Annotated in this window: 9 protein-coding genes; 2 read left to right on the top strand and 7 right to left on the bottom strand. The window is 61.4% G+C overall.

Annotation, left to right across the window (positions count from 1 at the left end):
- Window positions 1-1,354 (top strand): MFS transporter (locus LD28_RS0101450; RefSeq protein WP_033135261.1); only part of this gene is annotated, 1,354 nt, incomplete at its 5' end.
- A gap of 60 nt (window positions 1,355-1,414) precedes the next feature.
- Window positions 1,415-1,789 (top strand): DUF805 domain-containing protein, encoded by a 375-nt coding sequence (locus tag LD28_RS0101445; protein ID WP_033135260.1) that lies wholly within the window; start codon window positions 1,415-1,417, stop codon window positions 1,787-1,789.
- 60 nt (window positions 1,790-1,849) lie between these two features.
- Here LD28_RS0101445 and tauD read toward each other — a convergent pair whose 3' ends face one another.
- The 7 genes from tauD to LD28_RS0101410 form a co-directional block, all read right to left on the bottom strand.
- Complete coding sequence (gene tauD / locus LD28_RS0101440) at window positions 1,850-2,701, bottom strand: taurine dioxygenase (protein WP_033135259.1); 852 nt, start codon at window positions 2,699-2,701, stop codon at window positions 1,850-1,852.
- A complete protein-coding gene (gene tauC, locus LD28_RS0101435) occupies window positions 2,698-3,525 on the bottom strand; it encodes a taurine ABC transporter permease TauC (protein WP_033135258.1) in 828 nt (275 codons plus the stop codon). The genes tauD and tauC overlap by 4 nt, the downstream gene beginning before the upstream one ends.
- Complete coding sequence (gene tauB / locus LD28_RS0101430; RefSeq protein WP_033135257.1) at window positions 3,522-4,289, bottom strand: taurine ABC transporter ATP-binding subunit; 768 nt, start codon at window positions 4,287-4,289, stop codon at window positions 3,522-3,524. The genes tauC and tauB overlap by 4 nt, the downstream gene beginning before the upstream one ends.
- A 27-nt stretch (window positions 4,290-4,316) precedes the next feature.
- Entirely contained in the window at window positions 4,317-5,291 is a 975-nt protein-coding gene (gene tauA, locus LD28_RS0101425) for a taurine ABC transporter substrate-binding protein (RefSeq protein WP_033135256.1), read from the bottom strand.
- Window positions 5,292-5,656: 365 nt separating this feature from the next.
- Complete coding sequence (locus LD28_RS0101420; RefSeq protein ID WP_033135255.1) at window positions 5,657-6,760, bottom strand: YdcF family protein; 1,104 nt, start codon at window positions 6,758-6,760, stop codon at window positions 5,657-5,659.
- Between the two features lie 283 nt (window positions 6,761-7,043).
- On the bottom strand, window positions 7,044-7,811 hold the full coding sequence (locus LD28_RS0101415) for a DNA/RNA non-specific endonuclease (protein WP_033135254.1): 768 nt from the start codon (window positions 7,809-7,811) through the stop codon (window positions 7,044-7,046).
- A 233-nt stretch (window positions 7,812-8,044) separates the two neighbouring features.
- The gene (locus tag LD28_RS0101410) at window positions 8,045-9,937 is read right to left on the bottom strand and encodes a PTS fructose transporter subunit EIIC (protein WP_033135253.1); all 1,893 of its coding nucleotides are present in this window, start codon (window positions 9,935-9,937) and stop codon (window positions 8,045-8,047) included.
- Window positions 9,938-10,213: the final 276 nt, after the last annotated feature.

The following is a 10,213-nucleotide window of genomic DNA, read 5'->3' as shown; positions in this document are numbered from 1 at the left end:
GACCAGGGGCGAGCGCCGTGCCACCTGGGCGCTCGGCTCCGTCTTCTCGTTGCGCATGCTCGGCATGTTTATGGTGCTGCCGGTGCTGACCACCTATGGCATGTCTCTCGCGGGGGCCTCCGAGGCGTTGATTGGCCTTGCCATCGGCATCTACGGCATGACCCAGGCGCTGTTCCAGATCCCGTTTGGTCTGCTCTCCGACAAGGTGGGCCGCAAGCCCCTCATCGTCGGCGGCCTGCTGATGTTTGCCCTCGGCAGCGTGATCGCGGCGCTGACCCACACCATCTGGGGGGTCATCCTCGGCCGCGCCCTGCAGGGGAGTGGCGCCATCTCCGCCGCCGTGATGGCACTCTTGTCTGATCTCACCCGCGAGCAGAACCGCACCAAGGCGATGGCTTTTATCGGGGTGAGCTTTGGCATCACTTTCGCCATCGCCATGGTGACCGGCCCCCTCATTACCCACGCGCTGGGGCTCTCCGGCCTGTTCTGGCTGATCGCCCTGCTGGCGCTGGCGGGCATCGCCGTCACCCTCTGGCTGGTGCCGACCCCGAGCGACCACCTGCTCAATCGCGAGTCCGGCATGGTGAAAGGGGGGATGCGCACAGTGCTGACCAACCCGCGCCTGCTCAAACTCAACTTCGGCATCCTCTGCGTACACACCTTGCTGATGTCGAGCTTCGTGGCGCTGCCGCCGCTGCTGGAGCGCGCCGGTTTGCCCCGCGACAGCCAGTGGCAGGCCTATCTGGTCACCATGCTGATCGCCTTCGTCAGCGTGGTGCCGTTCATCATCTATGCCGAGAAGCGCAGAAAGATGAAGCTTGTGTTCCAGATCTGCGTGCTGGTGATGCTCATCGCCGAGCTGGTGCTCTGGCAAAGCGGGCTGCAACTGTGGGGCCTGCTCGCCGGCTTGCAGATCTTCTTTATCGGTTTCAACGTGATGGAGGCGCTGCTGCCATCCCTTATCAGCAAGGAGTCGCCCCCCGGCTACAAGGGCACCGCCATGGGGATCTACTCCACCAGCCAGTTTATCGGGGTGGCCATTGGCGGCAGCCTCGGCGGTCTGCTCTACAGCCAGGGTGGTGCAGCGCTGGTATTTGGCGGCTGCGCCGCGCTGGCGCTGGTCTGGCTCGGGGTCAGCCTCACCATGCAGGAGCCCCCTTACGTGAGCAGCCTGCGCATCGTGCTGCCGGACGGGGTGGAGGCCAACGGGGCGCTGGAGCAGAAGATCCGCGCCTGCGACGGGGTGAGCGACGTGCTGCTTGCCGCGTCCGAGCGCTCCGTCTATGTCAAGGTGGACAGCAAGCGCATCAGTCGCCGGGATCTGGAGCTGCTGGTCATCGACGGCTGGCACTGATCGCGCTAAGCTCGGTTCGGATCTGCAACTACTTGTTTTTGAAAACAGTCCGGAGGCGCAATGAACTGGTATATCTCGGTCCTCAAGCAATATGCAGTATTTAGCGGGCGGGCTCGCCGCACCGAATACTGGATGTTCGTGCTGTGCAACATCATCGTCATGCTGTTGCTTGGCATGGTGGACAAACTGATTGGCGGCGACAACGAACTGATCAGCTCCATCTACTCGCTGGCGGTATTGCTGCCATCGCTGGCGGTAGCGGCCCGTCGCCTGCACGACACCGACCGCAGCGGCTGGTGGCTGCTGATTGGGCTTATCCCCATTATCGGCACCCTGGTGCTTATCTACTTTATGGTCTGCAACGGTCAGCAGGGGCCGAACCGCTTCGGTGACGATCCCAAAGCGGGCCCCTCGCAGGGCTTTATCGCCAGCTAGTGCGGTGAATCGCGCGAAAAGGGAGGGAGGCATGATGCCTCCCTCTTTCATTGTTGGGCGTCAAGAGGCGCGCCAGAATGGTCTGTCACCGAGCACGGTCGCCCGATGCATGATGCGCCGGGCTGGCAGATAGTCGGCGTTGGCGTAGTGCTGGGTGACCCGGTTATCCCAGATGGCGATGTCGTGCTCCCGCCAGCGCCAGCGCACCTGATACTCGGGCTTGGTGATATGGCGGAACAGGAAGGTGAGCAGCGCCTCGCTCTCTTGCCTCGGCAAGTCGGGCAGGCGGGTGGTGAACCCTTCATTGACGAACAGCGCCTGACGGCCACTGAGGGGATGGGTGCGGATCACCGGGTGGCGCAAGGGAGGATGGCGGGCCACCGCCTCCTGCCAGCGTCCGTACTCCTCCGGGCTACCGTTGTGGCGATGGGCCGGGAATGACTTGCTGAAGTCGTGTTCGGCCTCCAGTCCCGCCAGCAGCTGTTGCAGCCTTGGGGAGAGCCCCTCGAAGGCGGCGATGCCGCTGGCCCACAGGGTGTCTCCGCCGACCGGCGGCAACTGCTTGGCGGCCAGAATGGCCAGCGCCGGGGGCGTCTCGATGAAGGTCACATCGGTGTGCCAGTTGTCGTTGTCCGGTGGATTCTCGTCGTGGGTGTCGAGCACGATGATCTCTTCGGCCTCGGGCGCATGGGGATAGACGGGATGGATGTGCAGATCGCCGAAGCGGTTGGCCAGCGCCCGTTGGGCCAGAGGGGTGATGGGCTGATCCCGAAAGAACAGCACCTGATGGCTCAACAGGGCCTGATGGAGCTGCTCGAAGTGGCTTTCGCGCAAAGGCTCAGCCAGTTGGATGCCGCTGACCTCAGCGCCGATGTGGGGGCCAAGGGGGGTAATTTGCAGGGTATTGCTCATAGTCCTTCTCCATGCCACGGCGTCAGGCGACGCTGCAGCGCACGTAAACCAAGTTCCAGAATGAAGGCGATCAGCGCGATCACCAGAATGCCCGCCAGCACCACGTCGGTGGCGAGAAACTCGCCGGCGGATTGCACCATAAAGCCCACGCCACGGGTGGCGGCGATGAGTTCGGCTGCCACCAGGGTGGACCAGCCGACCCCGAGCCCGATGCGCAGCCCGGTCAAAATTTCCGGCAGGGCGCCGGGCAGGATGACGTGCCATAACACTTGCCAGCGGGTGGCGCCCAGCGCCTGGGCGGCCCGCAGCCGCACCTGCTGGGCGCTCTGCACCCCCGCCAGGGTTGCCATGGCCACCGGCGCGAAGATGGCGAGATAGATGAGCAGCACCTTTGAGGTCTCGCCTATGCCAAACCAGATCACCATGAGCGGCAGATAGGCGAGCGGCGGTACCGGCCGGTAGAGCTCGATCAGCGGATCCAGCATGCCGCGCACTGTGGGGTTCAGCCCCATGGCAATTCCCACCGTGACCCCGCACAGGGCCGCCGCCGTCAGCGCGATCAGGATGCGTTGCAAGCTGGCCGCGAGGTGTTGCCACAGGGTGGCATCCATGAAGCCCTGCGGCCCGGCGATGGTGATCAATTGGCGCAACACCTGCTCGGGGGGCGGCAAAAACAGTGGGCTTATCCAGCCAAGGTGCGCCACCAGCCACCAGAGGGTCAGCAGGGTGGTCAGACTAAGCAGGCTCACGCCAAGCCGGTGTGACAGGGGCCAGCGCAGGCGCACCTTGGCGGGGAGTGCCGGGGATGAGAGGGCGGCCGTCATGCAAACACCTCCCGTTCGGCGAAGACCCGGCCGAGCACGTATTCACGCTGCTCGATGAAGGCCGGATCCGACTTGATGCTGCGGCACGACTCTCCGGCGGCGAAGCGGCGGCCAAAATTCAGGGTCAGCCGCTCGGTGATCCGGCCCGGGGCGGGGGAGAGCAGTACCAGTTCGGTAGCCATGAATACCGCCTCCTCGATGTCGTGGGTGATGAGCAGCACCTGGCGGCGCTGCTCATGCCACAGGCGCAACAGCAGGGTCTGCATCTGCTCGCGGGTAAATGCGTCGAGAGCGCCGAAGGGCTCGTCGAGCAGCAGCAGTTGCGGCTGGGTGGCCAGCGCCCGGGCGATGCCGACCCGCTGGCGCTGGCCGCCGGAGAGCTGCCAGATGGGTTTGGCATGGGCCTCCTCCAGCCCCACCTTGCGCAGCATGGACAGGGCCCTTGCTTCGCGTTCCGGGCGGGGCAGACCAGCCAGCTGTAGCCCGAAGGCCACGTTGTCCAGCACGTTGCGCCAGGGCAGCAGTCCCTCGTGCTGGAACACCACCCCCCGCTCGGCGCCGGGGCCGGTCACCGGCTTGCCTTGCAGGCTGATCTGGCCCTGATGGTGGGTGAGAAAGCCGGCGATCAGGTTGAGCAGAGTGGTCTTGCCGCAGCCGGAGGGGCCGAGTACCACCATCAGCTCCCCCGCTTCCAGCGTGAGGTTGATGTTGTCGAGCACCCGTTTGCCGTCGTAGTCGGCGCAAAGGTGGGTGAGTTGCAGCATGGCAGCCTCCTGGTTACTTGGCGCCATTCAGCGGGCCTGGGTCTTGACGAAACGGTCGGTCACGTACTGGCTGTAATCGCTGCCAGCGCTCTGCACCTTGCCCTGCTCCTTGAGGAAGCGGGCCGTGTCCACTATGGTCCGGTTCACCAGCGCGGCGAGCTCGTCGCTCTGCTGCCGGGCAGTCAGGTAGGTGTTGCCTTTGACCAGTCCGGGCACGTCCGTGGCCGGTACACCGCTCAGTTTTGCCAGCTTGGCGAGGTTGTCCGGTTGTGCCAGCCAGCCTGCCGGGTTGTCCAGATAGCCGCGTTGGGCTGCCAGGGTGCTGTCGACGAAGGCCTGCACCACCTCGGGGTGAGCCTTGGCGAACTCCTTGCGGACCACCCACACATCGAGGGTGGGCGCGCCCCATTCCCCCACCTGGGCCGAGTCGGTCAGCACCTTGCCCTCCCGGGTCAGTTCATTGAGGGCTGGCGCCCAGACGTAGGCTCCATCGATGTCACCCCGTTGCCAAGCGGCGATGATGGCCGGTGGTTGCAGATTCACTATCTGCAGGCTGGCCGGATCCACCCCCCAGTGTCTGAGGGCGGCCAGCAGGCTGTAGTGGGTGGTGGAGGTAAAGGGCACGGCGATGCGTTTGCCAGCCAGAGCCTTGGGGGAGGCGAGATCCGGTTTGACCACCAGCGCCTCCGAATTGCCGAGTCTGGAGGCGAGCAGGAACACCTCGATGGGCACCTGCTGGCTGGCGGCCACCGCCAGCGGGCTGGAACCGATGTTGCCGATCTGCACGTCGCCGGAGGCGAGTGCCCGCACCACGCTGGCGCCGCTGTCGAACTTGAGCCACTTGACCGTGGCGCCACTGTTGCGGGCAAAGGTGTTGTCGGCCTGGGCCACCTTGGCCGGTTCGGCGGAGGTCTGATAGGCCACTGTCACCTCGACGGCGTGGGCCTGCAGGCTGAGGAGAGAGAGGGCCGCCAGCCAGAGAGAATATCCTTTTCTTATCATGATGCTATTCCGTTGTCAGGGGTGTGGAATAGCCGTTTTCCCATTTATCGGTCTGACAATGAAATAACGAAAATATTGTTATGGTGAGCAATGGTTCTTAGAAAAAGAGCGGTAAATCAATGCGTTTATTTATATATCCCAATAATTGAAGTCGATATTCATCAGCTGGGAAACGTCGTCTGAATATATTTCTCGCTGAGAGAGAACGCCCGATAAATGGAGGTATGGCCACCTCGCTTTATCAGACAAAAGACGGGGCTATGAGCGATAGCGGTAAAACGCAAGCCGTTTGTGGCAATGCTAAAACCCGCCAGATTGGCGGGTTTTATGGTCTATCACGGCTGGTGCAGTGTGAACCCGGCTGATCAACGCTCAATCAGCGGGGCCGAGCGGTAGCTCCACATGCCGTAGGTGCGCAGGGCATCGCGGTAGATGCCGAGCAGCTCGCTCTCGCTCGGGGTGGCCAGCTCCTCGAGGGGTTTGTCGGGGTAGCTGACGCTCACCACCTTGATGTTGGCCGGGCCAATCTGGTCGCAGGCGATTTCCAGCACCGTCTGACCCCGGCGCACATGGCTGGCGGAGCTCACCAGCACCGCATAGTCGATCTGGTGGCGGGCGAGGGCATAGGCGCTGTAGAGGGCGTTATCCACCGTGCTGGTGGCGTAGTTCTCCTCGATGAGGCGGCTGCGGTCGATGCCGTGGTTGGCCAGCCAGTCCGCCATCAGCTTGCCCTCGGTCTGGCGGTTCTGCGGCACGCCGCCAGTCAGGATGAGCAGCGCCTCCGGGTCGGCCTTGGCCAGCGCCAGAGTGGTTTGCAGGCGGCCCAGCAGGATCTTGTCCATGGTGCCGTCGGGATTGAGGGCGTAGCCCAGGGTGACGATGGCGCGCTTGCCCTCCTGGGTGGCCTTGAGCTGATCCCCGGTCAGTTCGGTCTGCAGCGCCGTGGTGGTCACCCGCTGCACCCGGGCGATGATCTCCTCCAGATCGGCGGCGCGGCCACTGTTGCGATCCGCTACTTTCGCCAGATAGCTGCGGGAGGCCTCCTTGTTACCCTTCACCAGCTGCCAGATGGCGAGATAGCTGTTGATGTCGAGATCATCGGGGGCGACGGCCTGCGCCTGCTCCAGCAAGGTGATGGCGCGGCTCAGGTTGCCGTTGTAGATCTGGGCGTTGGCCGCCGAGATCAGCAGGTCGGTGCGGTAGGGCTCGAGCTGGTAGGCGGCCAGCAGCCGCTCGGTCACCAGCGCCATATTGCTCGGCATCTTGGCGGTAAAACCGGCGTGGGAAATTTTGGCTGGCGACTTGTAGATCTGCAGCGCTTCGCCGAGCAGCATGTCTACCGCCTGGCGTTTGCTCACCAGGGTATTGAGGTCGTGCTCCATCTGCATCGAGCTCTCGGCGGCCTGCAGGGCGAGGGGAGAGAGGGCCAGCAGGCTGCTCAGGGTCAGGGCGAGAAGGGTCTGTTTCATCCGGTGATTCCTCTGTCGGGCTGAATCGCGCGGTGGCGCACCGGTTTGCGGGCCGATGCGACAAGGCAAAAGTGCGTCAATTCAGTCTGTTAGTGCCAAAGAGGGGGCAATATACCAGCTATCGGGGCGGCAAACTGTGAGTCGGGAGGGTCGTCGGGGGATGAAAACGCGCCGCGGAAGGCGCCAGAAAAGGGCAGGGGGCGGGTGATCCCCCCCTGCGGAGGTCTCGATCTATCTGTTTACAAGATAGATTGAGGCAACATCTATCTATCTGTCTTGGCGGTTATTCCCACATCGGAGAGACATCGGCTTCCAGCTCATCCTGCTGTTCCTGTGACAGGTCGCTGAAGAAGTCGAGGTTGGTCTTTTCCTCCACCTCGTGCACCGAGACCCGGTAGTTGGCGATCTCACTGGGGGGGATATTCTCTTGCGGCAGGATAAAGGCAATGGCCTCCATGTTGTTATGATCCAGCACGATCTTGAAGTATTCGCTCGGGATCCTGACGCCATTACCTATTGAGTCTTCCGAGCCATAAAAGATGGGGCCGGTGATCACCTGGATATCCTTGCGGGCAATGGCCCATTTGCGGGTCTTCTCTTCCAGCACGCGCCACGCCTTCTGGTTGAGTTCGGGGAGTTGCGGGGTCATGTTGCTCAGCAGGAAGCTCTGTTTCATGGTGATGTTGGTGGCTGCCATGTCGGCAGCGGGGGCCTGATGGCCGCGGTCATAGCGAAGGCCATTCTTGTCTGTCTCTTTGTAGTCGGCGAGGGTAGCCCGAAATTCGTACTGGATCTCCTTGTCTTCGGCGAAGGCATTTTTGCGCTTGACCTTGCCCTGTGCACTCTTATCGGTCATCTGGTAGGAGACCCAGTCAGACACCTTGTTTTGATAGTTGTAGCCTGCGGCATACCCTTCACGGCACAACAGTTGATCCGATTCGGAGGGGATGCCATCGCGTACGTGTTCACCACACTCCCAGTGGGCTGCCAGCAAGGGACTCGCGCTGAGGGTGAGGGCAATAGCCAGAACCAATTTATTGATTTTTATCATTTTTGTGATGCTCCAGTTTAGTAGGCGGAGCCATTTGACCTGAGATCGGATCAGTACTTCAATTGCTGTTTTTTTAAACGTTCAAAAATTGTGACGACTCGCCAAAAACGGTGATGTGACTGGTTAATATGTTTTAAATCAATGAGTTGTCTAGATGGATGATGTGCGGTTAGTTGGCAGATAACGAAAGGGGCCCGTGATGGGCCCCTTGTTGCGAGTGGGTCTGGCTGCTATCAGGCGGCGTGAGTCTGGTCGCCTTGAGTGCGGGCCAGCAGACCGTCCGGATTGTGAATCGCCTCTTTGGTTTTCACATCGATGATCTCGATATCCTTGAAGCGTTCGCGGTATTTGATGGCCACATCGTGAGCGAAGATAACGTAGCGTGCGTTGGCGACATCCTTGGCGGTGATGCGGTTGATGATGCCGTTGGCGCCCTGGGTCTCGACCTTGATCTTGATCCCCTGCTTGGCTGCGGCCTTCTGCAGGCTCTTGGCGGCCAGGAAGGTGTGAGCCACACCGGACGGGCAGGCAGTGATGGCCAGAATGTCAGCTTCACCTTCCGCTTCGATAGCCTGGTAGTCGGCTTCCGGAGTGGTGACGGTATCTTCTTCGGTGACCGGTTTCTTCAGCAGGTTGACGATGATGGCAGTGGTCAGGGCGCCGAGGATGGTACCCAGGATGTAACCCATCTTGCCTTCAACAACCGGCAGGACAATCCAGCCACCCCAGGGGGCGTGGTTGATACTGTGCATCATGAAGCCGGTGATGTTGCCGACGATACCGCCTGCGACGATGGCCGGGATAACACGTACGGGGTCAGCAGCGGCGAACGGGATGGCGCCTTCACTGATACCGATCATGCCCATGATGGCGGCTGCTTTACCGGATTCACGCTCCTCTTTCTTGTAACGCTTCGGAGACATGAAGGTGGCCAGTGCCATACCCAGCGGCGGTACACAGATGGCGATACCGACACCACCCATCAGCCAGGGTTGGGTGTTGACCTGAGTCTGGGCAAACAGGGTAGCAACCTTGTTGACCGGGCCGCCCATATCGAAGGCAGTCATACCACCCAGAATGGCACCCAGCATCACTTTACCGGAGCCCGCCATGCTGGAGAGCCAGTGGTTCATCCCTTCCATCATGGCGGCGATCGGGGCACCGATCCCCCACATCACGATGCCACACACCAGGAAGGTACCGATCAGCGGATAGATGAAGATGGAACCGAGGGAGGTCATGGAGTCAGGCAGCTTGATCCGTTTTAGCTGATTGACCACGAAACCGGCGATAAAGCCCACCAGAATGGCGCCGAGGAAACCGGTTTGATAGTGCTGAACGGCAATCCAGGAGCCGATCATACCCGGGGCCAGGCCCGGTTTGTCAGCCAGCGAGTAGGCGATGTAGCCACCCAGTACGGCGGTAAACAGGGTCAGACCGGCGATACCCATGGTAGCCATGTCTTTGAGGAAGCCCGCTTCCGGCACGGCACCCTTGCCGCTCAGCATCACCGACAGCGACAGCAGGACACCACCCGCCACGATGAAGGGGATCATGTGGGAGGTACCAAACAGCAGATGCTGCTTCATGGTGTTGAGGCGATCCTTGAAGGTGCGCTCTTCGGGGGCAGCCGGGGCAGTGGCAGCCGGTTTGGCGGCCGGGGTCGGCTTTTGCTCTTTCGGGCCTTGTTTGAGCAGTGTCAGCGCTTGCTCAACGGTGGTGGCGGCCTTCATCTGCTCGATAAAGCCCGGCTCCAGCAGACGGGTAGAGAGCTCGGCCAGCACTTCGATGTGGTGGTTGGCGCCGCCATCCGGGGAGGCGATCATGAAGATCAGCTGGGTCGGCTTGCCATCTTCGGCGCCGTACTCGATACCTTGGCGGCTGACACCGATGGCAATGGCAGGGCGGCTGACGGCCTTGCTCTTGGCATGGGGCAGGGCGACACCTTGCTCGAAACCGGTGCAGTCCAGCTGCTCGCGGGCCCAGACATCTTTGACAAATTGCTGTTGATCAGACACGGCGCCATCGCGCGCCAGCATCTGTGCCATCTCGTCGAACAGGGCCTCCTTGCTGGTGGCCTTCAACTCAAGGCAGATGAGTCTGCCGTTGGTCATGGTGGGTAACATCTCACTCTCCTTTCCCGTCAGGGCTAAGTCATGCGTTGTGAATTGGTGTCATTATTGCCCTCTCGGGTGGGGTTGGACAGGCGATGAATGTAGCAATAACTGGATTTTTGTTGCATGGTTCTGCCGGTGTGATCCAGCTCTCAAAGTGTTGATTGGTGACTCAATAGCTGGTTGTGTTTAATTCACGGCGAGATGTGATGGTCATCAAAAGATGGCGAGAAAGAGGTTGTGTGCAGCGGTAATACCCTTTTTATCAGCTGTTTTGCGCCATTTGGC

It is taken from the genome of Aeromonas finlandensis, from assembly GCF_000764645.1.
GTDB lineage: Bacteria > Pseudomonadota > Gammaproteobacteria > Enterobacterales > Aeromonadaceae > Aeromonas > Aeromonas finlandensis.
Note: the sequence above shows the minus strand (reverse complement) of the source record. Positions and strands in the feature narration are given on the sequence as shown.

Excerpts from the sequence above, each read along its gene's own strand:
- tauB (WP_033135257.1), bottom strand. The coding sequence starts at position 4,289 with ATGCTGCAACTCACCCACCTTTGCGCCGACTACGACGGCAAACGGGTG.
- LD28_RS0101420 (WP_033135255.1), bottom strand. The coding sequence starts at position 6,760 with ATGAAACAGACCCTTCTCGCCCTGACCCTGAGCAGCCTGCTGGCCCTC.
- tauA (WP_033135256.1), bottom strand. The coding sequence starts at position 5,291 with ATGATAAGAAAAGGATATTCTCTCTGGCTGGCGGCCCTCTCTCTCCTC.
- LD28_RS0101415 (WP_033135254.1), bottom strand. The coding sequence starts at position 7,811 with ATGATAAAAATCAATAAATTGGTTCTGGCTATTGCCCTCACCCTCAGC.
- LD28_RS0101445 (WP_033135260.1), top strand. The coding sequence starts at position 1,415 with ATGAACTGGTATATCTCGGTCCTCAAGCAATATGCAGTATTTAGCGGG.
- tauC (WP_033135258.1), bottom strand. The coding sequence starts at position 3,525 with ATGACGGCCGCCCTCTCATCCCCGGCACTCCCCGCCAAGGTGCGCCTG.
- tauD (WP_033135259.1), bottom strand. The coding sequence starts at position 2,701 with ATGAGCAATACCCTGCAAATTACCCCCCTTGGCCCCCACATCGGCGCT.
- LD28_RS0101410 (WP_033135253.1), bottom strand. The coding sequence starts at position 9,937 with ATGTTACCCACCATGACCAACGGCAGACTCATCTGCCTTGAGTTGAAG.